The organism is Streptomyces sp. NPDC037271 (genome assembly GCF_055603605.1).
Genome location: NZ_JBVJVN010000012.1, coordinates 214,244 through 235,301 on the forward strand (window position 1 = coordinate 214,244; position 21,058 = coordinate 235,301).

The 21,058-nt window shown below is 71.4% G+C and carries 20 protein-coding genes and 2 pseudogenes; 10 read left to right on the plus strand and 12 right to left on the minus strand.

Features of this window, described 5'->3' with window-relative positions; genetic code table 11:
• Positions 1-46 precede the first annotated feature (46 nt).
• A complete protein-coding gene (locus tag ACZ7G3_RS21950) occupies positions 47-457 on the minus strand; it encodes a VOC family protein (RefSeq protein ID WP_470927671.1) in 411 nt (136 codons plus the stop codon).
• 75 nt (positions 458-532) lie between these two features.
• Positions 533-892: a helix-turn-helix domain-containing protein gene (locus ACZ7G3_RS21955; RefSeq protein ID WP_426596878.1), complete on the minus strand. Its 360-nt coding sequence runs from the start codon at positions 890-892 to the stop codon at positions 533-535.
• Positions 893-1,025: 133 nt separating this feature from the next.
• Here ACZ7G3_RS21955 and ACZ7G3_RS21960 point away from each other — a divergent pair, with 133 nt between their 5' ends.
• Positions 1,026-1,523 (plus strand): DUF5959 family protein, encoded by a 498-nt coding sequence (locus ACZ7G3_RS21960; RefSeq protein WP_470927673.1) that lies wholly within the window; start codon positions 1,026-1,028, stop codon positions 1,521-1,523.
• Positions 1,524-1,603: 80 nt separating this feature from the next.
• Here ACZ7G3_RS21960 and ACZ7G3_RS21965 read toward each other — a convergent pair whose 3' ends face one another.
• Positions 1,604-2,365: a phosphoglyceromutase gene (locus ACZ7G3_RS21965; protein ID WP_426520693.1), complete on the minus strand. Its 762-nt coding sequence runs from the start codon at positions 2,363-2,365 to the stop codon at positions 1,604-1,606.
• Between the two features lie 166 nt (positions 2,366-2,531).
• On the opposite strand from ACZ7G3_RS21965, the gene ACZ7G3_RS21970 reads away from it, so the two are divergent.
• Positions 2,532-3,884, plus strand: a complete 1,353-nt coding sequence (locus ACZ7G3_RS21970; RefSeq protein WP_470927675.1) for an MDR family MFS transporter — start codon at positions 2,532-2,534, stop codon at positions 3,882-3,884.
• 26 nt (positions 3,885-3,910) lie between these two features.
• On the opposite strand, the gene ACZ7G3_RS21975 is transcribed toward ACZ7G3_RS21970, so the two are convergent.
• Entirely contained in the window at positions 3,911-4,348 is a 438-nt protein-coding gene (locus ACZ7G3_RS21975) for a DUF2000 family protein (protein ID WP_470927677.1), read from the minus strand.
• A gap of 49 nt (positions 4,349-4,397) precedes the next feature.
• Between ACZ7G3_RS21975 and ACZ7G3_RS21980 the strand changes: the two genes are divergently transcribed.
• Positions 4,398-5,207: a helix-turn-helix transcriptional regulator gene (locus ACZ7G3_RS21980; RefSeq protein ID WP_470927679.1), complete on the plus strand. Its 810-nt coding sequence runs from the start codon at positions 4,398-4,400 to the stop codon at positions 5,205-5,207.
• A 71-nt stretch (positions 5,208-5,278) separates the two neighbouring features.
• On the opposite strand, the gene ACZ7G3_RS21985 is transcribed toward ACZ7G3_RS21980, so the two are convergent.
• Together ACZ7G3_RS21985 and mshA are read right to left on the minus strand one after the other, a co-directional pair.
• Positions 5,279-5,782, minus strand: a complete 504-nt coding sequence (locus tag ACZ7G3_RS21985) for a type III secretion system chaperone family protein (RefSeq protein ID WP_426596883.1) — start codon at positions 5,780-5,782, stop codon at positions 5,279-5,281.
• On the minus strand, positions 5,775-7,148 hold the full coding sequence (mshA, locus tag ACZ7G3_RS21990) for a D-inositol-3-phosphate glycosyltransferase (RefSeq protein WP_426520703.1): 1,374 nt from the start codon (positions 7,146-7,148) through the stop codon (positions 5,775-5,777). The genes ACZ7G3_RS21985 and mshA overlap by 8 nt, the downstream gene beginning before the upstream one ends.
• 378 nt (positions 7,149-7,526) lie before the next feature.
• Between mshA and ACZ7G3_RS21995 the strand changes: the two genes are divergently transcribed.
• From ACZ7G3_RS21995 to ACZ7G3_RS22005, 3 genes are all read left to right on the plus strand, one after another.
• Positions 7,527-8,321: a methyltransferase domain-containing protein gene (locus ACZ7G3_RS21995; protein ID WP_470927706.1), complete on the plus strand. Its 795-nt coding sequence runs from the start codon at positions 7,527-7,529 to the stop codon at positions 8,319-8,321.
• A gap of 282 nt (positions 8,322-8,603) precedes the next feature.
• On the plus strand, positions 8,604-9,743 hold the full coding sequence (locus ACZ7G3_RS22000; RefSeq protein WP_470927681.1) for a C40 family peptidase: 1,140 nt from the start codon (positions 8,604-8,606) through the stop codon (positions 9,741-9,743).
• A 398-nt stretch (positions 9,744-10,141) separates the two neighbouring features.
• Positions 10,142-11,572 (plus strand): PP2C family protein-serine/threonine phosphatase, encoded by a 1,431-nt coding sequence (locus tag ACZ7G3_RS22005; protein ID WP_470927683.1) that lies wholly within the window; start codon positions 10,142-10,144, stop codon positions 11,570-11,572.
• Positions 11,573-11,828: 256 nt separating this feature from the next.
• On the opposite strand, the gene ACZ7G3_RS22010 is transcribed toward ACZ7G3_RS22005, so the two are convergent.
• The 3 genes from ACZ7G3_RS22010 to ACZ7G3_RS22020 form a co-directional block, all read right to left on the minus strand.
• On the minus strand, positions 11,829-12,164 hold the full coding sequence (locus ACZ7G3_RS22010) for a DUF2516 family protein (RefSeq protein WP_426596886.1): 336 nt from the start codon (positions 12,162-12,164) through the stop codon (positions 11,829-11,831).
• A 119-nt stretch (positions 12,165-12,283) separates the two neighbouring features.
• The gene (locus tag ACZ7G3_RS22015) at positions 12,284-12,895 is read right to left on the minus strand and encodes a hypothetical protein (protein WP_470927685.1); all 612 of its coding nucleotides are present in this window, start codon (positions 12,893-12,895) and stop codon (positions 12,284-12,286) included.
• 80 nt (positions 12,896-12,975) lie between these two features.
• Complete coding sequence (locus ACZ7G3_RS22020; RefSeq protein WP_470927687.1) at positions 12,976-13,506, minus strand: helix-turn-helix domain-containing protein; 531 nt, start codon at positions 13,504-13,506, stop codon at positions 12,976-12,978.
• 415 nt (positions 13,507-13,921) lie between these two features.
• Here ACZ7G3_RS22020 and ACZ7G3_RS22025 point away from each other — a divergent pair.
• A pseudogene (locus ACZ7G3_RS22025) lies at positions 13,922-14,383 on the plus strand (alpha/beta fold hydrolase); the annotation flags it as partial.
• Between the two features lie 119 nt (positions 14,384-14,502).
• Here ACZ7G3_RS22025 and ACZ7G3_RS22030 read toward each other — a convergent pair.
• Positions 14,503-15,390 carry a LuxR C-terminal-related transcriptional regulator gene (locus ACZ7G3_RS22030; RefSeq protein WP_470927689.1) on the minus strand — a complete coding sequence of 296 codons (888 nt, stop codon included), beginning with the start codon at positions 15,388-15,390 and terminating at the stop codon, positions 14,503-14,505.
• A gap of 635 nt (positions 15,391-16,025) precedes the next feature.
• Between ACZ7G3_RS22030 and ACZ7G3_RS22035 the strand changes: the two genes are divergently transcribed.
• Positions 16,026-16,919, plus strand: coding sequence for an NAD(P)/FAD-dependent oxidoreductase (locus tag ACZ7G3_RS22035; protein WP_470927691.1), 894 nt, complete (start codon positions 16,026-16,028; stop codon positions 16,917-16,919).
• On the opposite strand, the gene ACZ7G3_RS22040 is transcribed toward ACZ7G3_RS22035, so the two are convergent.
• Complete coding sequence (locus ACZ7G3_RS22040; protein ID WP_470927693.1) at positions 16,909-18,255, minus strand: aminotransferase-like domain-containing protein; 1,347 nt, start codon at positions 18,253-18,255, stop codon at positions 16,909-16,911. The two genes, ACZ7G3_RS22035 and ACZ7G3_RS22040, sit on opposite strands and share 11 nt — an antisense overlap.
• 537 nt (positions 18,256-18,792) lie before the next feature.
• Between ACZ7G3_RS22040 and ACZ7G3_RS22045 the strand changes: the two genes are divergently transcribed.
• Both ACZ7G3_RS22045 and ACZ7G3_RS22050 read left to right on the plus strand, forming a co-directional pair.
• Entirely contained in the window at positions 18,793-19,041 is a 249-nt protein-coding gene (locus ACZ7G3_RS22045) for a hypothetical protein (RefSeq protein ID WP_470927695.1), read from the plus strand.
• Positions 19,034-19,681: a LysE family translocator gene (locus ACZ7G3_RS22050; RefSeq protein WP_426596895.1), complete on the plus strand. Its 648-nt coding sequence runs from the start codon at positions 19,034-19,036 to the stop codon at positions 19,679-19,681. Before ACZ7G3_RS22045 ends, ACZ7G3_RS22050 begins: the two co-directional genes overlap by 8 nt.
• An 87-nt stretch (positions 19,682-19,768) precedes the next feature.
• On the opposite strand, the pseudogene ACZ7G3_RS22055 reads toward ACZ7G3_RS22050, so the two are convergent.
• Positions 19,769-21,058 (minus strand): annotated as a pseudogene (locus ACZ7G3_RS22055) (ATP-binding protein); the annotation flags it as partial.

A 21,058-nucleotide genomic window follows, 5' to 3' on the forward strand; every position in this document is an offset into this window, starting at 1 on the left:
ACCGCAGGGCGAGGGCTCAGTGATGGTGCGGTCAGACGTCGGGGTCTCAGCCCTTCGGCTGGGTGAAGCGGATGCGGTTGCCGAAGGGGTCGCGCAGACCGCAGTCGATCCCGTACGGACGCTCGGTGGGTTCCTCGGTGAACTCCACCCCCTTGCCGAGCAGCGTCTCGTAGGTCTTGCGGCAGTCGTCCGTGGTGAGGATGAGCCAGCCGCCCATGGCTCCCTTGGTCACCAGTTCGCGCACCTGCTCCGCCGTCTCCTCCGACATCGCCGGCGCGCCCGGCTTCTCCAGAAGGATCTGCCGCTCGGGGTGGCCGGGAACGCTGACGGTCAGCCAGCGCATGAACCCCATGTCGACGTCTGCGGTGATCTCCAGGCCGAGCTTGCCGACGTAGAAGTCGAGGGCCTCGTCCTGGTCGAGGACGTATATCTGTGACTGCGTGATGGCGTTGAACATGACACTGACACTAGTGATCAGCCGGGGCGAGAACTTATCCAAAACTGCTCAGTCGGCAGGGCCTCTATCGGCCGGTCAGGCATACGGTCGGGCCCACGCCATCGTGAAGCAGGTCGGCACGCCCGCGGCGACCGCTTCCTTGCGGTACGTCCGCGGCGACCGGCCGACGATGTCGCGGAACGTACGGCTGAAGGTACCCGGGCTGGTGAAGCCGACCTCGAAGCTGATGTCTGTAACGCTGTGGTCGGTCTCCCGGAGCAGGAACATCGCCCGTTCCACGCGACGACGCTGCAGGTAGCGGTGTGGTGTCTCACCGAACGTGGCCCGGAAGGTACGCGTGAAATGCGCCTGCGACACATGCGCGATGCGGGCGAGGGCGGGGACGTCCAGCGGCTGCGCGTAGTCGCGGTCCATCACGTCACGCGCTCGGAGCATACGGCGATTGGTCTCTTCTGCGGCGCGGCTCACGACCCCATCTCATCACGGTCCACCGGGACAGCCCCTGCGCGGCGGATCGGCAAGTGGTTCGGCAGGATGCTCGGACGCGGATACTTCGGGGAGGAAACCCATGCACGCTGAGGATGGCGCTATCGATCTGATCCATCTGGCCGACAGACCCGGCACCAGTGGCCACAGTGTCTCCGTGCGCGTCCTGGGCCGTTGTCAACCCGGAGTTCTGACCGGTCACGACCTCCTCGAGTGCGAGATCGTCATCGTGGCAGAGGAGTCCCTCAACGCCTCCTTCGTGGTGACCCTCTTCCCCGAGGACCTGGAGGACTGGGAGGAGGTTCTGGGAAGGCTGGAGGCCGGACGGTTCGCCACGTGGCTCGTCTCCGGGCGGACTCCTTCCCTGAGGTTCAAGCCCCAGGAGAACGGCGGGCTCTTGGTGTCCGTGCACGACGGGCCGTCGACCGGAATCACAGTCACCCTCCCGTTGTCCGTGCTGCCGCCGACGTGGACCGCCGATCAGCGTGACCTCCTCACCCGGGCGCGTGGGGTCTATCCCCGTGAGGTGGTCGAGACGTCACCCGGTACGCACGCGTGGCGGCGTGATCGCCATGCCTGACGGCCCGGAGACGGCCCCAAGACAGCGACAAGCCCCCTGCCCGTGGGAGAAGCGCAGGCAGGGGGCTTGTTCGTGGGCGCTTACTTCTTCTTGCCCTGGTTCTTGACCGCCTCGATCGCGGCGGCGGCCGCGTCCGGGTCCAGGTAGGTGCCGCCCGGGTTCAGCGGCTTGAACTCGGCGTCCAGTTCGTAGGAGAGCGGGATGCCGGTCGGGATGTTCAGGCCCGCGATGTCGGCGTCGGAGACGCCGTCCAGGTGCTTCACCAGGGCGCGCAGGCTGTTGCCGTGGGCGGCGACGAGGACCGTGCGGCCGGTGAGGAGGTCGGGGACGATCGCGTCGAACCAGTACGGGAGCATGCGGACGACGACGTCCTTCAGGCACTCCGTCTGCGGGCGCAGCTCCGGCGGGAGCATCGCGTAGCGGGCGTCGGAGAACTGGGAGTACTCGGCGTCGCGGTCCAGCGGCGGCGGCGGGGTGTCGTAGGAGCGGCGCCACAGCATGAACTGCTCCTCGCCGAACTCGGCGAGGGTCTGGGCCTTGTCCTTGCCCTGGAGGGCGCCGTAGTGGCGCTCGTTCAGGCGCCAGTGGCGGTGGACGGGGATCCAGTGGCGGTCGGCGGCCTCCAGCGCGAGCTGGGCCGTGCGGATCGCGCGCTTCTGGACGGACGTGTGGACCACGTCGGGCAGGAGGCCGGCGTCCTTGAGCAGCTCGCCGCCGCGCGTCGCCTCCTTCTCGCCCTTCGGGGTGAGGTTGACGTCCACCCAGCCGGTGAACAGGTTCTTCTCGTTCCACTCGCTCTCGCCGTGGCGGAGGAGGATCAGCTTGTACGGTGCGTCGGCCATGGCTCCGAGCGTAATCGAACCGCCTGACCGCCCGCGCGCCGCGCCCGCAGGGCGGACGGTTGACGGGAATTGTTAATCGGGTGGCTCCCGAGGAGCGCCCGTTTGTAAGTTCTGCTTGCCGCACCAGGCACTTACATCTGTTCTGCCATCTGCTTACGGGGGTCCCATGTCAGTCGCCGGACTGAGACGTGCCGCGCGCGAGACCGTCTCCGGGCTCCCCCGCGAGTTCTGGTGGCTGTGGACCAGCACCCTGGTCAACCGGCTCGGTGCCTTCGTCGCCACCTTCATGGCGCTGTACCTGACCATCGACCGCGGCTACTCCGCCTCGTACGCCGGTCTGGTCGCCGCGCTGCACGGGCTCGGCGGGGTCCTGTCCTCGCTGGGCGCCGGGGTGATGACCGACCGGCTCGGGCGGCGGCCCACGCTGCTCGTCGCGCAGGCCTCCACCGCGGTGTCCGTCGCACTGCTCGGCTTCGTGCGGGACCCGGTCGCCATCGCGGCCGTCGCCTTCCTGGTCGGCATGGCGAGCAACGCCTCCCGGCCGGCCGTGCAGGCGATGATGGCGGACATCGTGCGGCCCGAGGACCGTATCCGGGCCTTCTCGCTCAACTACTGGGCCATCAACCTCGGCTTCGCGATCTCCTCCATGGCGGCCGGGTTCATCGCCGAGGTCAGCTACCTCGCCGGGTTCCTGGTCGAGGCGGGCATGACCATGGCCTGCGCCGTCCTCATCTTCGTGAAGCTGCCCGAGTCCCGGCCGAAGGAGGACGCCGGCGAGGCGTCCGGCGCGGGGGACGCGACGCCCGTCTCCCTCGGTACCGTGCTGCGCGACGGGCGGTACATGGGTGTGGTCGGGCTGTCCTTCCTCATCGCCCTGATCTTCCAGCAGGCGTACGTCGGGCTGCCGGTGGCCATGGGTGAGGCGGGGTTCACTCCGGCCGACTTCGGCATGGCCATCGCCGTCAACGGTGTGCTGATCGTCGTGCTCCAGATTCCCGTCACGCGGTTCATCGAGCACCGCGATCCCCGGCTGCTGCTCGTCGGCTCGGCGCTGCTGGCCGGGTACGGCTTCGGGCTCACCGCCTTCGCCGGGTCGGTCGGCGTCTTCGCCCTCACCGTGTGCGTGTGGACGCTGGCCGAGATCGTCAACGCGCCGACCCAGACCGGGCTCGTCGTCCGGCTGTCGCCCGTGCACGGACGCGGCCGGTACCAGGGGATGTACACGATGTCCTGGGCGGTCGCCTCCCTCGTGGCCCCGCTGATGTCCGGGTTCGTCATCGACCGCTGGGGCGCCGAGTGGCTGTGGGGCGTGTGCGCCGTCGTCGGGACGGTGGCGGCGGCCGGGTACTGGGCGCTCATGCGCCGGCTGCCGGAGGAGGACCCCACGGTCTCGAAGACGGTCCCCGAGGCGGCCCCCGAGGCGGTCTCCGAGGCGGGTTCGGATGCGGGTTCGGAGGCGGTCCCCGGGGCGGTCCCCGGCACGTCCGAGTCCGCGAAGGCCGAGGTCACCAACGCCTGACGGCCACCGTCGGGCGCCGGGCCCGCTCACGGGTGCATCCGCGCCCCCTTCAGCACCTTGTCCACCGCGTTCTTCGGGCCGTAGACCGCGAGGCCGACCAGGTCCAGCCCGGCCGTGGGCACGGCCCGTACCGCCGCACGGTTGTCGCGGTCGTTGCCCGTGGTGAAGAGGTCGGACGTGAACAGCGCGCGGGGCAGGGCGCGCGACAGCACGCGCGCGTGGGCGTTCACCAGCGTCTCCTTGGTGCCCTCGAAAACCAGCACCGGCTGTCGGAACATCGGCAGGTAGCCGACCGCGTCGGCGTCCTCGTAGGGCTCCCCGATCACCTCGGGGACCTGTGAGCCCAGGCCGCTGACCAGGAAGGCGGTGACGTTGAGGCGCTGCCAGGTCTCCAGGTCCTCGCGCAGCAGGACGGCGATCTTGGTGTCGAAGCGGATGGGGTCGTCTGCGTCGTGCGTGCTCATGGGGTGAGACTGCCGGTCGGCGTACGGCCCGGTCTTGTACGTTTTTTGCATGGCCGCCGACCGGGACACGCGGAACGTCGCCGCCTGGCGCCCACGAGTCCCGGGCGTCGTCGAGGTCTTCCACGCCCACTACACCGAGTACGCCTACCCGATGCACGTCCACGAGGCGTGGACGCTGCTCATCGTCGACGACGGGGCCGTGCGGTACGACCTGGACCGGCACGAGCACGGCACCCCGCACGACACGGTGTCGCTGCTGCCCCCGCACGTGCCGCACAACGGCTCCCCCGCCACCCCGGACGGCTTCCGCAAACGCGTCCTGTACCTGGACGCCTCACGGCTCGGCGACGACCTGATCGGCCCGGCCGTCGACGCCCCCGACCTGCGCGATCCGGTGCTGCGGCGGCGGGTCGGGCAGTTGCACGCGGCGCTCGCCCTGCCCGGTGACGAGCTGGAGGCGGAGAGCCGGCTGACGCTGATCGGCGAGCGGCTCCACGCCCATCTGCGGCCCCGGTGGGACGGGAGTCCGGCGCGCCGGGATCCCGTCCTCGCCCGCCGGCTGCGGGAACTGCTCGACGAGCGGGTCGTCGAGGGGATCGGCCTGGACGACGCGGCCGCGCTCGTGCACGCCCATCCGGCCCACCTGGTACGGGCGTTCAGCGGTGCCTACGGCATCGCGCCGCACCAGTACCTGATGTCCCGCCGTGTCGACCGGGCCCGGCGGCTACTGCTCGCGGGGCGCACCCCGGGCGACGTGGCCGCCGCGACCGGCTTCTGCGACCAGGCCCATCTGACCCGGCACTTCAAGAGGCTCGTGGGCGTCACGCCCGGCCGCTACCGCACCAGCGGCCGGCACTGAAGGGTCGTCAGGCACCTGAGGGGAACCGCCTGAGGGGAGCCGCCTGAGGGACGCCGGGCTTCCGACAGACGTCAGTCCCCCGCGCGCTCGATCAGGTGCTGGAACGCCTCCAGGTTCCGCGTCGACTCCCCGCGCGCGGTCCGCCACTCGTACTCCTTGCGGATGGCGGACGCGAAGCCCAGCTCCAGCAGGGTGTTGAAGGCGCCGTCGGCGGCCTCCAGCACCTGGCCGAGGAGGCGGTCGATCTCGTCGGCGGTGACGGCGGCGAGGGGCAGCTTCGCGGTGACGTAGACGTCGCCGAGGCGGTCCACGGCGTAACAGACGCCGTACAGCTTGAGGTTGCGCTCCAGCAGCCAGCGGTGGACGGCGGGTTCGTTCTCGTCGGGGTGGCGGATGACGAAGGCGTTGAGGGAGAGGGAGTGCCGGCCGAGGAGGAGGGAGACCGTGGTCGAGAGCTTGCGGGTGCCGGGGAGCTTGACGACGTAGTTGCCGGGCTCGGGGCTCTCCCACTCCAGCCCGGCGTCCTTGAGCGCCGCCTCGAGCACCTGTGCCGTCTTCTGTGCCGCCTCAGCCATGGTGGGAGCGTACGCGACGGCGGTGGGAGTGGATCGCGGCCGTGTAGGCGTCGGCCGTCGCGGCGGCGGCGCTGTCCCAGCCGAACGACTGGGCGTGCCGGGCTGCGGCGTCGCCCATCCGGGGTGTCAGCTCCGGGTTGTCGGCGAAATCGCGCAGCACGCGCGCGTACGCGGCGGGGTCGTGGCCCTCGACGAGGCGGCCGGTGTGCCCGTCGCGCACGGCGACCGGGAGGCCGCCGACCGCGGCGGCGAGGACCGGTGTACCGGCCGCCTGGGCCTCTATGGCGACCAGGCCGAAGGACTCGCTGTAGGACGGCATCACCAGCACGGAGGCGGCCCGGAACCAGTCGGCGAGCTGTTCCTGCCCGACGGGCGGGCGGAACCGTACGACGTCGGCGATGCCGAGCCGCGCGGCGAGTTTCTGCAGGCCCTCCGGCTTGGCGAGGCCGCTGCCGCTGGGGCCGCCCACGACGGGGACGACGATGCGGGAGCGCAGGTCGGGGCGTTCGTCGAGCAGGACGGCGACGGCGCGGAGGAGCACGTCGGGGGCTTTGAGTGGCTGGATGCGGCCGGCGAAGAGCGGGATCAGCGCGTCCTGCGGCAGGCCGAGGCGGGCGCGGGCGGCGGCGCGGGCGTTCGCGGTCTCCCCGGGGCCGGGTTCGGAGCCCTTGGGGAAGGGACGGAACCGTTCGAGGTTCACGCCGGGGTGGACGACGGCGACCTTGGCCGGGTCGGCGGCGTAGTGCCGGACGAGTTCGTCGGCCTCCTCCGCCGTGTTGGCGATCAGGCGGTCGGAGGCGGCGACGATCTGCGTCTCGCCGATGACGCGGGCGGCCGGCTCGGGAGTGTCGCCCTCCGCGAGGTTGGCGTTCTTGACCTTGGCCATGGTGTGCATGGCGTGCACCAGAGGGGCGCCCCAGCGCTGGGCGGCGAGCCAGCCGACGTGGCCGGAGAGCCAGTAGTGGGAGTGGACCAGGTCGTAGTAGCCGGGACGGTGCCCGGCCCAGGCCTGCATCACGCCGTGGGTGAAGGCGCACAGCTGGGCCGGCAGCTCCTCCTTGGCCAGGCCCTCGTACGGTCCGGCGTCGACGTGGCGCACGAGGACGCCGGGCGCCAGCTCGACGGTGGGCGGGAGCGTGGCGGTGGTCGCGCGCGTGAAGATCTCGACCTCGATGTTGATCGCGGCGAGGCGCTGCGCGAGTTCGACGATGTAGACGTTCATGCCGCCGGCGTCGCCGGTGCCCGGCTGGTGGAGCGGTGACGTGTGCACGGAGAGCATGGCGACGCGGCGGGGCCTGCGCAGCAGCCGGAGCCGCGGGGAAGCCGCCGGTGAGCGACGCCCGAGCCTGCTGACGTACTGGCTCACGAGCCGTTCCTCCTCGCTGCGGACATGCCGTGCGGAGGACACGCGCCGCCCTCCAAGGGGTGCGAACACCGGATGGCGGTGCTCCATTTCCGGTTTCCCGACCTTTGCCGAATCATTACCGCTGATCGCTCAACCGTTCGAAGCGAGATTGCGTCAAGACGGGGAGGAACCGGGAGACGCTCCGAAGGGAGCGGACCCGGCTCGGCCGCATACCCTCGTACGCATGCCCTCCCGCGCCACCGCCCTCCCCCACGCCCGGCTCCGCTCGCGCGGCGGGACCCCCATGAGCGGGGAGAGCCCCATGAGCGGTGGGACCCCCACGGGCGGGGAGACCCCCATGAGCGGGGGGCACTCGTCGTGAGCACGGTCACGCGCGTCGTGGGCACGGTCACGCGCGGGACGACGAATCCGAACCGGCTGCGCCGCATGGACCGCTGGATCGCGGCCACGCACGGTGCCGAGCTGCGCCGCGCCGCCGATCCCGTCGCCGTCGACCTCGGCTACGGCGCGGCCCCCTGGACCGCTGTCGAGCTGCTGCACCGCCTGCGCACGGTCGCGCCGCACGCGCGCGTGGTGGGCGTCGAGATCGACCCCGCGCGGGTGGCCGCGGCCGAGCCGTACGCGCGCGCGGGGCTCGTCTTCCGCCACGGCGGCTTCGAGGTCCCCCTCTCCCCCGGCTCCCGCCGGCCCGTCCTCATCCGGGCGGCGAACGTGCTGCGCCAGTACCACGAGGACGAGGTCGCCGCGGTCTGGCGGCGGCTGTGCGCGCGGCTCGCGCCCGCGTCGGAGCACTCCGGCGGCGGGCTCCTGGTCGAGGGGACCTGCGACGAGATCGGGCGCCGGCACGTATGGGTGGCGCTCGGACCCGAGGGGCCTCGCACGGTCACCTTCGCGACCCGGCTGGGCTCCCTGGACCGCCCCTCCGACCTGGCGGAACGGCTCCCGAAGGCGCTCATCCACCGCAACGTCCCCGGCGAGCCGGTGCACGCCTTCCTGCGCGACTTCGACCGCGCCTGGGCCGCCGCCGCGCCCTACGCCTCCTACGGCGCCCGCCAGCGCTGGATGCGTGCGGTGCGGGATCTGACCGCCGGCTGGCCGGTGACGGACGGGCCGGTGCGGTGGCGCCAGGGTGAAGTGACGGTGCGGTGGGAGGCGTTGGCGCCGCGCGCGTGAACCGGCGGCGGGACGGCAGGCGGAGGGCGGGAGGGCGAGAGGGCCGGAGCGCGCGAAGGCCGGGAACACGCGAAGGCCGGGAACGATCTCCGTGCGGCGTTCGTCACATAGCGGGGGGCGACGAGGGGCGGAGGAGGAATCGCCGTACGGCGACGAGACAGACGGGGCGAAAGGGGAGGGAAGCAGGAGACAGGCGCGGCCTCTGTCGCTTTCCGCGCCGGCATGGCACGATCCCCCCGGACGACCTATGTTACTGACGGTTAATCAGCTTGGGGGCGAGGTATGCGTACGGGGAAGCATGGCTTGATGACCGCTGCCGTGACCGTGGTCTGCGCGGTCACCGTGCTCGCGGCACCGGGCACGGCGTTCGCGGACCCCGGGCCCGCACCCTCCCCGCGCGCCCCCGGCGCCTCCCCCACCGCCTCCGCGCCGGCCGCCACTCCCGGCAAGGACCTCGAGGCCGTACGCAAGAAGCTCGACGAGCTCTACCGCACGGCGGCCTCCGCGACGGAGGAGTACAACGCCGCCGAGGAGAAGACGCAGAAGCAGTCGGCCGAGGTCGTCGAGCTGGCCAAGAAGATCGTCAAGGGCCAGGAGAAGCTCGACGGCCTGAAGGACCGCGCGGGTGCGGCCGCCCGCTCCCAGTACCGCACCGGTGGCCTGCCCGACGAGGCCAGGCTGGTGCTGAGCGACGACCCCGAGGACTTCCTCGACGGCACCGACCGGGTGATCCAGGGCCAGCGCGCGACCAAGGGCCTGCTCGGCGAGCTGACCCGCGCGCAGGAGGACCTGAAGGCCTACACGGCGGACGCCTCCGCCCAGTTCAAGGAGCTGGAGGCCAACCGCAAGGCCAAGGCCACCGCCCAGAAGAAGATCGAGAAGCAGATCGCGGCGGCCGAGAAGCTGGAGTCCGAGCTGGAGCAGGAGGAGAAGGAGCGGCTCGCCCGGCTGGAGCGGGAGGCCCAGGCCAGGGCACAGACCGCCTGGCTCGGTTCCGGCATCCTCGAGGATCTGGACACCGAGGCGACGGAGCGGGGCCGGAAGGCCGTCGCGTACGCCACCGCCCAGGTCGGAAAGCCGTACCAGTGGGGCGCCGAGGGCCCGAAGGCCTACGACTGCTCCGGTCTGACCTCGCAGGCCTGGGTGTCGGCCGGGCAGGCCATCCCGCGCACCTCGCAGGAGCAGTGGAAGCAGCTGAAGCGCGTCGACATCGAGGACATGCGGCCCGGCGACCTGATCATCTACTTCGACGACGCCAGTCACGTGGGCATGTACGTCGGCGACGGCTCCGTCGTGCACGCCCCGCGCCCGGGACGCTCGATCACGATCGCGGGAGCGGGCTCGATGCCGATCCTCGGGGTCGTGCGCCCGGACACGGGCACGGACACGGGCACGGACACGGGCACGGCGCCCTCGGAGTGACCCCGGGCGCGGGCGCACCCGCGGACCTCCGACGCCGGGCCCGGCCCACCGGGCGACACGGGCCACGCGCCCGGCGCGGGCACGTGAAGCGGGTGACGACAAACGGGTGACGGCAAAACGGCTGACGACGAACGGCTGACGTGAAGCAGGCCACGTGAAGTGGGCCACGTGACCCAGTCCACGCCCGGAGCCCCGCCCCGCGTGACGTTCGTCATCCCCGGGCCCCGGCCGACGTGTCCAACTGCGGTACGTAACGCGGCATATGACAGTGGCCGATGGCCGCCCGACGTGTTCTGGACCATTCCGCAGCGGTGCCGTCACCCGCTATGGTCCCCGTCGGTGGGTCGAGGTCCCTCGCCCCGCCATGCCCTCGGGGGGAGGGAAGGAAAACCAAGACGATGCCCGTACCCGTACCGCGGCAGAGGGCGATCCCGGCCGTGGAGTGTGGTCAGGCGCCCGCCGCGTCCCTGGACAGCGGCCCTTCCAAGGAACAGGCCCCGGCCAGGGCGACGAACCCGGCCGAGAACCCCACCACCCGGCGAGAGCACCCCACGGAGAAGCGCGAGAAGACCACGAACGAGACCACGAACCAGCTCGAGAGCACCGGCCCCGGCAATCTGACGCTGCTGCTGATCGAGGACGATCCCGGCGGCTCGCCGATCGTGCCCGACCTGCTCGACCAGACCGGCAAGCCGATCCGCGTCCGCACCGCCCGCAACCTCACCGAGGCCGAGCGGCTGCTGACCGACGACGTCCACTGCATCCTGCTGGACCTCGCCCTGCCGGCCCCCGCCCCGGCCCGCAACAGCGCCGAGGGCAACGGGAGCGGCAACGGAAACGGGGACGCACGCGGTGACGACGAGCTGACGGTGCTCAGGCACGTGCTGGAGCTCGCGCCCCGGCACGCCGTACTCGCGCTGACCTCCTCCAGCGACGCCGAGCGCGGCGCGGAGGCCGTGGCGGTCGGCGCCCAGGACTACCTGTTCCGCGACGAGCTCGACGGCCGGCTGCTGAGCCGGGCGATCCGCTACGCCGTCGAGCGCAAGCGCTCCGACTCGGCGGAGCGGCGCCTGGCCGAGGGCCGGCTGCGCGCCCAGGAGAACCGCCGCCTGGAGCGCGGCCTGCTGCCGACCCCGCTGCTGGCCGGCTCCCCGCTGCGCTTCGCCGCCCGCTACCGCCCCGGCCGCTCGCGCGCCCTGCTCGGTGGTGACTTCTACGACGTCGTCCGCACCCCGGACGGCACCGTGCACGCCATGATCGGCGACGTCTGCGGGCACGGCCCGGACGAGGCGGCCCTCGGTGTGGAGCTGCGGATCGCCTGGCGCGCGCTGACCCTGGCGGGGCTCTGCGGCGACGAGCTGCTGGGCACGCTCCAGCAGGTGCTGGAACACGAGCGCTCGGACGACGAGATCTTCGCGACCCTGTGCGCCGTGGACATAGCCCCCGACGGCCGCCGCGCCGGCCTGTGCCTGGCCGGGCATCCGGCACCCCTGGTCGCCGGCCCGGGCACGCCCGCCCGGCTGCTGCCCTACGACAACAACGGCCCGGCGCTCGGGCTGCTGCCGGGCGCGCGCTGGCCGCGCATGCAGGTGGAGCTGGGCGCCGAGTGGAGCCTGATGCTCTACACCGACGGCCTGATCGAGGGCCACGTCGGCGGGGGCCGGGAGCGGCTCGGCCAGGACGGCATGGTGGAGATGGTCCGCCGCCAGCTCTCCGAGGGGCTGCGGGGCGAGCAGTTGCTGCGGTCGACCGTCAACGAGGTCCGCGAGCTCAACGGCGGCGAGCTGACGGACGACGTGGCCGTGGTGTTGCTGGACCGGACGGGCTGAACGGGCCGAACGGGTCGAACGGGCCGAACGGGCCGAACTACTCGAGCCGAGCCGCACGATCCGGACGCCCCGCACGGCCGTGCACCATCCACATGGCCTGCGCGGCCGGCACGCTCCGCCCACCCCCGCACCGACGACCGCCGTGCGGATCACCGTCGTACTACGCCGGCCACGACCACGGGCCCGCTTCGGCGCGGGTCGTGCCCACGCGGCGGAGCCGCATGAGGTCAGCGCTCCCGGCCCCGAGGGGCGTGCCTCAGCGTCCGCCGTTGTACGGGCCGTAGGGGCCGTCGCTGCTGGAGCCGCGGCGGGTGCTGCGCCCGCCGCCCGACAGGCCGCGCAGCGCGGGCCGTACGTCGACCATGTACACGATCGTCGCGATGAGCCCGATGATCGGCAGGAACGACAGGATGTTGAAGATCAGGTTCACCACGAAGGCGAGCCCGAGAATGATCAGCCAGAACGGCTTGGTCTTCTTGTCGGCCGCGCGGTAGGCGTCCTCACGGCGCATGGCGGCGTCGATCAACGCGAAGCCGCTGAAAAGGATCAGGGCGATGCTCAGCAGCCACATGAAGCCTGCGAACCCCTGCATCAGCACAACGTCCACCACCAGACTCGGATCGTCTCTACGCCGTCACCGTACCCGGAGAACGGGCCGGACACCCCAAGGGTGCCCGGCCCGTGCCGTGCTCTCGGTATCCGTCGCCCCGGTTACTTGGCGGGCGGCGTCGTCTTCTTCGCGGTGGCGTTGGTGCTCTTCCTGGCCGGAGCCTTGCGCGGCGCGGGGGCCTTCTTCGCCGCGGCGGGCTTGTCCTCCGTGACCTCGACCGGCTCGGACTTGGCCGGCTTGGACGGCTCGACGGCCACGGCGAGCTCCTCCACCTCCTCGGCGAGGTCCTCGATGCCTTCGGCGGCCTCGCCGCGCCAGGTGCGCACCGCGTGCTCGCCGCGCTCGGCGACCTTCTCGTAGGTCTCCCGGGCCTTGATGGCGTACTCGGCGGCGACGCCGACCGAGCGCAGCGCGAGGTCCTGGGCGGTCTCGCCGAGCTTCCTGAAGTCGGCGTCGAGGGAGCCGAAGAGCTCGTTGGCCTTGGCCTGGAGGGTCCCCTGCGTCTCCTTGACGCGGGCCGTCGCCTTCTCCTGGACGGCCTTCGGGTCGGTGTTGCGCACGGCGTCGATACGGGAGGGCGCCTCGGCGCGCAGCTGCTCCACCAGCACCGGCACCTTCTTGGCCTGCTGGAAGGCCAGGTCGGCGGTGCCCGCGGCGAAGTAGAGCGGGGTGGGGTCGCTGAGGGTCTTGCGCAGGTCGTCGGTGATGGCCATGGTGATGGTCCTCCGGGAATACGTTCGGCTGAGGGTTTGTGGTGGTCCCGCGTCCCGGGCGGCCGGCCGCTCGCTCCGGCTCACCCGGCCGTCTGCTGCGGGCCGGCGTCACTGCCGCCGGTCGTACGGGGGCGGTGTACGGGTATGGAGGCACCGCCGTCGAGGGTGTCGTCCGCCGGTCCGTCCTGGGCCGCCGCCGCGGCACCGCCGGATCTGCCGGGTCTGCCCCGGGCCGCCGCCTCGTCGTCGTCCGTGTCGGCCACGAACCCGTTCTCCTTGCGGAAGGACTCGTAGATCTGGAGCAGCACCTGCTTCTGCCGCTCGGTCAGCGAGGGATCGGCGAGGACGACCGCACGCGTCTCCACCTCGTCCCGGTCCCGCTCGGCGTCGAGGATCCCGGCGCGCACGTACAGCGTCTCGGCGGAGATCCGCAGCGCCTTGGCGACCTGCTGGAGCACCTCCGCGCTCGGCTTGCGCAGCCCGCGCTCGATCTGGCTCAGGTACGGATTGGACACGCCCGCGGCATCGGCGAGCTGCCGCAGTGACAGCTGCGCGGTGCGCCGCTGTTCGCGCAGGTACTCACCGAGATTGCCGACGTTGAGCGATGCCATGCCTCCACGATGCCCCAAGCCGCTAACTGTTGCAAGCACGCGCTTGCAATAGTGCGCCTCCGCGCCACCCGCGCCTCCTGCGGCCGGGCCGGGTGCATGCCCAGACCGCCGCGCGTGCCGAGGGCATCGCCGAGCAGTTCCTTCGGCACCCGGTTGACATGACGGCTGTCCGACCGGTCCCAGCGCCCGCGCGAGCGCGTCGACGGTCACGCCGACGATCGCCCGGAGTTCCTCCGGGCTCGACCCGGCCCTACCCATCACCGCGAGAGACTGTTCACGGCCGCTACGTGTACGGCGAAGTCCTCGGCGTTCTCGTCGGACATTCCGCCGGCCTTCAGCGCGGTGCGCAGGCGCGGGCGCTGGAGGCCGAACAGCTCTTTGACGTGCTCCGCGACGCTCGGGCTCAGCGCCGGGCCCGGAAGCGATCCCCCTCGACCCGACTCTGGCGTTCAAGAGCTGGCACCTCGCGTTCCACGTGGTGCCCGGCCTTCCCGAGACGCTGATAGCCGGCCGCGAGCGGGAGTACATCAGCTGGTTCCTGACGACCAAGTCCCTCGCGCCCGACGCGTTCGAGGAAGCAGAGCTCGACCACTACGGCGCGGCCCTCGCCGTCGACGGCGGCCTGCGTGCCGGCCTCGCCTACTACCGTGACGCCGCCGAGTCCGCGCGCAAGAACCGCGCGGCACTCCAGCAACGGCGACTGACCGCGCCCGTCCTCGGAATCTCCAGCAGCCACGGCTCGATCCCGGACATGGCGGCCTCCAGCAGCACGTGGGCCGAGAACGTGACCGGCGTCATCGTGCCCGACGCCGGTCACTACATCCCCGAGGAGCAGCCCGAGGCCGTCGCCGCCGCCCTCACCGACTTCGTCAGCGGCCGTTGGCGCTCCAGCAGGAGGGCAGACAAACACCATGCTCAGTCTCACCTCCGCGGCGCTGAGGCGATCAGGGTCGCCGGCGGGATCCTCGGCAGCCTCGCCGCATACTGCCCGCGGCATCAGGAACCCACCGGTTCCTCCTCCTGTTCGAGCAGGCGGCGCTGGGCGACGAGGTAGCCGAGTTCGGCGCGGCTGCGGCTGCCCAAAACTTCGGCGACCTTCTTGATGTTCGCGGAGACCGTACGGGAGCTCACGCCCAGGCGGGCGGCGATCGTCTCGTCGGTGTGGCCGGTGACGACCATGCGGAGCATGGCGGCGCGGACCGAGTCGGTCAGCGGATTCGGGCGGTGCTGTTCGGCGACGAGGGAAACCGGCTGGGCACGTTCCCACGCGTGCTCGAAGACCTTGACGAGGAAGGCGACGGCGCCGGGGTGCCGGACGGCGAGCGCGGCGGTCTTGCGTTCCGGGATGCCGGGGATGAAGGCGACCGCACGGTCGCAGATGATGACGCGTTCGAATATCTCGTCCAGGGTGCGGACTTCGGCGCCTTCGGCCGTCACGCGCTCTATGTAGGCGAGGGTCGGCTGGTGTGAGCGGACGCTGTGCTGGTACAGCGTCCGCTGTCCGACGCCGCGCCGCACGAGTGCGAGGTCGCGGGGCAGGGCCTCGGCCAGGAGGGCCGGGGAGCGGCCGCCGCCCGGCTGTGCCGTGAGCAGTTCCTCCTCGCAGGCATCGACGGCCAGCCGCAGTGACTGGCTGATCACATCCGCGCCCCTCAGGGACTCGATGGGGACTCCGGCGTCGTGGTGCGCCCTGCGGTAGAGGCTTTCCGCGGCCACGAAGGAGGACCGCAGTGACGCCAGCGTGTTCTCGTGGTGTTCGATTTCCCGCACCACGGAGCGGCAGACTTCCGCCTCGGCGACGTTCGGGGGGATCGGGACGTAGAATCCGGCCACGCCCGGCAGGGGGCGCAGCAGCCCATAAGCGATGAGGCAATCGGGAACCACTCCCGATATCGTCCCGTCATTGAGGGCTTCACCGTAACGCTCCAGGCCCTGAGTGCAGAAATACACCTCTCGCGAAGATCCGTCAACGCCCCCTCGGTCGTTGCCTTTGTCCTCGATACCCTTTTCCTGACACATATACCCCCCTACATGTTGTCGCGTTGCGTAATCCCGACGTCTGCCGCCCTCGCGCTCCCATCCGCCCGCCTTCATGATTGACCAGGTTGGGGGGAGCGCGGTCGAGCACGTCCCCACCCAGGCCTTTCGACCTGATTCGGGGCCGCGACTGATCATTGCCGCCCGAACGGCGAGATATTGCTAAACGTGGAACTACTCACACCGGCGAGGTATCAACGATGTCCCAGACTGTCCGGTACGGCCACGCCTGCGCCGCACTTGCCGTGGCTATCGCGGATACGCGCGACGACTCGGCCTGGGGGCTGAATTCGGCCATTGGGAAGTAGTTTAGCCGTCAAGGAATTCCGTGTGACGCAAGAAGAACCCGGGGGTCTTTCCCGCAGTTCTTCCGGCATGTCTGGGTTCTTTCAGCGGATCTGGCGGTTTCCCCGGGATGGCATCGAAAGTTCACTTGCGCGCCGAAAAATTCACAGCACACCGACCTCTGGGGGAAATGCAGTATGTCCAGCGAGCGGTACGACGTCGTTGTCGCCGGTGGAGGCCCCGCCGGGCTGGTCACGGCGGCCCTCGTGGCCGGGCGGGGGCACCGGGTGCTGCTGCTGGAGCGGGACGCGTGTCCGGGGCTCGTCGACGGCGTCGAGGTACGTGAGCGGTGTGCCGCCGTCAACGTGGTCACCGAGAACGAGCGGGTCACCGGGCTGCGTCACCGTCCGGAGGAGGGCCCGGCCCGTACGGTGCGGGCCCGCTATGTGGTGGACGCCTCGGGCGGCGACAGCCTGTTGCGCCGTCATGTCGCCGGTGGCCGCGGCTGGTCCGGACTGGCCGTGTACGCCTGCTTCGAGGCCGACTTCAGTCGGGTGAGAGGAGCACGGCGCTTCCCGTTCGGCGGCGGCTGGTTCTGGATCGCGCCGGCCGGCCGCGGGCTTGCCCGTGTCGGGGCGGTGGTGCGGCAGGATCTGGCGGACCGGGTGCACGAGGATCCCGAGGGGTCGCTGTACGGCTTCGCCGAGGAGTGTCCGCCGGTCAGGGACTTCCTGGCGGGGGCCGCACGGGTGCGCGGCGGCCGTCACGGGCGGATCCGGGTGTGCCCGCACCGGTCGTACGCCGCCGACCGGCTGTGGCGTCCCGGGATGGTGCTTGTCGGCGACGCCGCGTGCTCCTGGGCGTCGGATTCGCTCCCGCCGCATGGGATACGTCTGGCCTGCTGCGGCGCCGGGCTCGCGGCCCGCGCCCTCGACGGGTTTCTGCGCGGAACGGCGGACGAGGGGGCCGCCTTCGCGGAGTTCGAGAAGCGGTACAGGGAGGCGTACGGCGAAGTCCTCCACGGCGACGGTCCGTGTTCCCCGCTGCCGGGCCTCCCCACCGTGTCCGCCGGGGCGGGCGTCAGTCGGTGACGAGGTCCTCCGGCGCGGACCGGGCGAGTCCGGCGAGCGTGCCGAGTGCCTGGGAGAGGACGTCCGGCTGCGGTGAGGCGAGCCCCACCCGGATGGCGTTGGGGGCGTGGCCGCCGCCGATCGTGAACGCGGCCGCGGGCACCACCCCGATGCCGTGCCGCGCGGCGGCGGCGACGAACGTGTCCGCGCGCCACGGGCGGGGCAGCTGCCACCAGCAGTGGTAGGAGCGTGGATCGCTCTGCACGGCGAAACCGGCGAGGTGCCGGGCCGCGATCTCCTGCCGTACCGCCGCTTCCCGCTGCTTGGCGTCCACCAGCTTCTTCGCGGTGCCGTCCTGCTGCCAGCGGTGGGCGGCCTCCAGGGCGAAGCGCATGGGGGTCCAGCCGCCCGACCGGAGAGCGGCGGCGATCTCGCTCGCCAGGGCGGCGGGCGCCACCGCGAAGCCGAGGGTCAGGCCGGGGGCGATGCGCTTGGACAGGCTGTCGATCAGTACGGTCCGCTCGGGGGCGTACGCGGCGAGCGGTGCCAGTTCGTCGCGCAGGAACGCCCAGATGGCGTCCTCGACCGCGGGGACCCCGAGCCGCAGCAGTACGTCGGCCAGCCGCTCGACCCGCTGCGTGGGCATGGTGAGCGAGAGCGGGTTGTGCAGCCTCGGCTGCACGTAGACCGCGTGCAGCGGGGCGGCGGCGTGGGCCTCCTCGACGGCCTCCGGGACGAGTCCGTCACCGTCCATGGCGAGCGGGACGAGGGTGATGCCGAGCCGGGCGGCGACGGCCTTGACGAAGGGGTACGTCAGCTCCTCGACGCCGAGGCGCCCACCCCGTGGGACCAGGGCGGTGATGACGGCGGAGATGGCCTGCCGTCCGTTGCCCGCGAACAGGATGCCGGCCGGGTCGGGGCGCCAGCCGCCGCGGGCGAGGATGTCGGCGGCGGACTCCTGGGCAGCCGGGAGGCCGGTCGCGCCGACCGGCCGCAAGGCGTGTCCGAGGGCGTCGGGACGCAGCAGGCCGCTGAGCCCTTGGGCGAGGAGTGCGCTCTGTTCCGGTACGACCGGGTAGTTGAGCTCGAGGTCGATCCGGCTGCCGGCGGGTTCGGTGAGCGCGGGAGCGGAGGCACCTGACTTCGCGGACACGGCGCGGACGAAGGTGCCGCGTCCCACCTCGCCCACCGTCAGCCCGCGGTGGGCCAGTTCCTGGTACACGCGCGTGGCGGTGGAGTTGGCGATGCCGTGCTGCCGCGCGAACTCGCGCTGCGGGGGCAGCCGGTCGCCGGAGCGGAGGACGCCGGCTCTGATCTCCTCGGCCACCGCGTCGGCGACAGTCCGATAGTCCTTCACGGCGCGCGCTCCCCTCGTCCGTCCGGGTGGCCTCCATCCAACCACAACATTGCCCCGAGTGCAATACACAGGTTGCATCGAGCATTGCTCTGCTCTTAAGCTCCAGGCATTGCTCCGAGGTCAGGAAGGGGTGCTGGTTCGGTGGACATGACGGCACGATCCCGGTCACCGCTCGGTCACGCTCCTCCACCCCTGCCCGACTGCCGTCGCTGCGGCTTCACCTCCGGCCCCATCAGGCAGGACACGATCGCCGACGCGCTACGGAAGTGCGCGGCGGACTGGCAGCGGCTGCTGCGGGACCCGAGACTCAGCAGGCGGCGCGCGGGCACACCCGCCTGGTCACCTCTGGAGCGCGGCTGCCACGTCCGGGACATGTGCCTGCTGTTCCACCTACAGCTCGATGCAATCCTGGTGAAGCAATCGAGTCGATCACCTATTGCACCGAGATCATCGGCTGGTACGGAGGGCGGGCAGGGCGGGGTTTCCGAGGATTGCCCCGGATCCGTTCAACGCTACCAGGACGAGGAGCCGCGGCAGGTGGCGGAGGAGCTGGGGCGGGCCGCCGAGGCCCTGGCCCACCGCCTGGCCACGCTCACCGCCGACGACTGGGACCGCGACGATCCCCGCCTGGCCGACCCGCGGCTCACCGTCGATTTCTTCACCCGTCACCTCCTCCACGACATCGCGCACGACCTCGCCGAGGCCGTGCGCGACGGCAGCGCCGCCGAGGCGTGCGAGGGGAACGGCGGCGCAACGCAACAGCGAATGAGGGGTTTTCATGGTTGAACTGAGCGGGATCCTCGGCGTGATGGTGGTGGCCCTCGGCATGGTGCTCACCCCCGGCCCGAACATGATCTATCTCGTCTCCCGCAGCATCACCCAGGGCAGGCGCGCCGGGATGGTCTCCCTCGGCGGTGTGGCACTGGGCTTCATGGTGTATCTGATCGCCGCGAACCTGGGCCTGTCGGTCGTCTTCATCGCCGTACCCGAGCTGTACTTCGCGTTGAAGCTGGCCGGCGCCGCCTACCTCGCCTACCTCGCGTGGAACGCCCTGAAGCCGGGCGGCATCTCCGTCTTCTCCCCGCAGGACGTGCCGCACGACTCGCCCCGCAGGCTGTTCACCATGGGGCTGATGACGAACCTGCTCAACCCGAAGATCGCCATCATGTATGTCTCCCTCATCCCCCAGTTCATCAACCTGGACGAGGGCCACGTCCTCCTCCAGGGCCTCATCCTCGGGTCGATCCAGATCGTGGTGAGCGTCGCGGTCAACCTCGCCATCGTCCTGGCGGCCGGCGCGATCGCCGTCTTCCTCTCACGCCGCCCCTCCTGGCTCAAGGTGCAGCGCTACATGATGGGTACGGTGCTCGGCGCCCTCGCCGTCTCCCTGGCCATCGACACGTCGGGCCCGGCCAAGGCGAGCTGACGGAACGGCGGAACAGCCGCCGGGGCCGGTCGCGAGATCACGCGACCGGCCCCGGCGCCGCTCTCCGGCCTGCTTCGGCTCCTGGCCGCGGGCCGCGGTCAGGAACTCGGCGTGTTCCTGGAGGGAGCGCACTCCGACGTCGCCGTGGGTGAGGGCGTCGATGCCCTGGACCGCGGCGGCGAGTGCCTGGACGGTCGTCAGGCACGGCACGGAGCGGGCCACGGCGGCGGTGCGGATGTCGTAGCCGTCGAGGCGGCCGCCGGTGCCGTAGGGGGTGTTGACGATGAGGTCGACGCCGCCGTCGTGGATGAGCTGGACGATGGTCTTCTCACCGTTGGGGCCGGTGCCCTCGGACTGCTTGCGCACGACGGTGGCGTGGATGCCGTTGCGCTTGAGGACCTCTGCGGTCCCGGACGTGGCGAGCAGCTCGAAGCCGTGCGCGACCAGCTCACGCGCCGGGAAGATCATCGAGCGCTTGTCACGGTTGGCGACCGAGATGAACGCCCGGCCCTTGGTCGGCAGCGGCCCGTAGGCGCCGGCCTGCGACTTGGCGTAGGCCGTGCCGAAGACCGAGTCGATGCCCATGACCTCGCCGGTGGAACGCATCTCCGGGCCGAGGACGGTGTCGACACCGCGGCCGTGGATGTCCCGGAAACGCGACCACGGCATCACGGCCTCCTTGACGGAGATCGGCGCGTCCAGCGGCAGCTCGCCGCCGTCACCGTGCGCGGGGAGCAGGCCCTCGGCGCGCAGCTCGGTGATGGTCGCGCCGAGCGAGATGCGGGCGGCGGCCTTCGCGAGCGGTACCGCGGTCGCCTTCGAGGTGAAGGGGACGGTGCGCGAGGCGCGCGGGTTGGCCTCCAGGACGTAGAGGATGTCCCCGGCCAGCGCGAACTGGATGTTGATCAGGCCGCGCACGCCGACCCCCTTGGCGATGGCTTCGGTGGAGGCGCGCAGCCGTTTGATGTCGAAGCCGCCGAGTGTGATGGGGGGCAGGGCGCAGGCGGAGTCGCCGGAGTGGATGCCGGCTTCCTCGATGTGTTCCATGACGCCGCCCAGGTAGAGCTCCTGGCCGTCGTAGAGGGCGTCGACGTCGATCTCGATGGCGTCGTCGAGGAAGCGGTCGACCAGGACCGGGCGGGAGGGGCTGATCTCGGTCGACTCGGCGATGTAGGCCTCCAGGCGGGTCTCGTCGTAGACGATCTCCATGCCGCGTCCGCCCAGCACGTAGGAGGGGCGGACCAGGACCGGGTAGCCGATCTCGTCGGCGATGGCCTTGGCGCCGGCGAAGGTGGTGGCGGTGCCGTGCTTGGGGGCCGGCAGCCCGGCCTCCGTGAGGACCCGGCCGAAGGCGCCGCGGTCCTCGGCGGCGTGGAT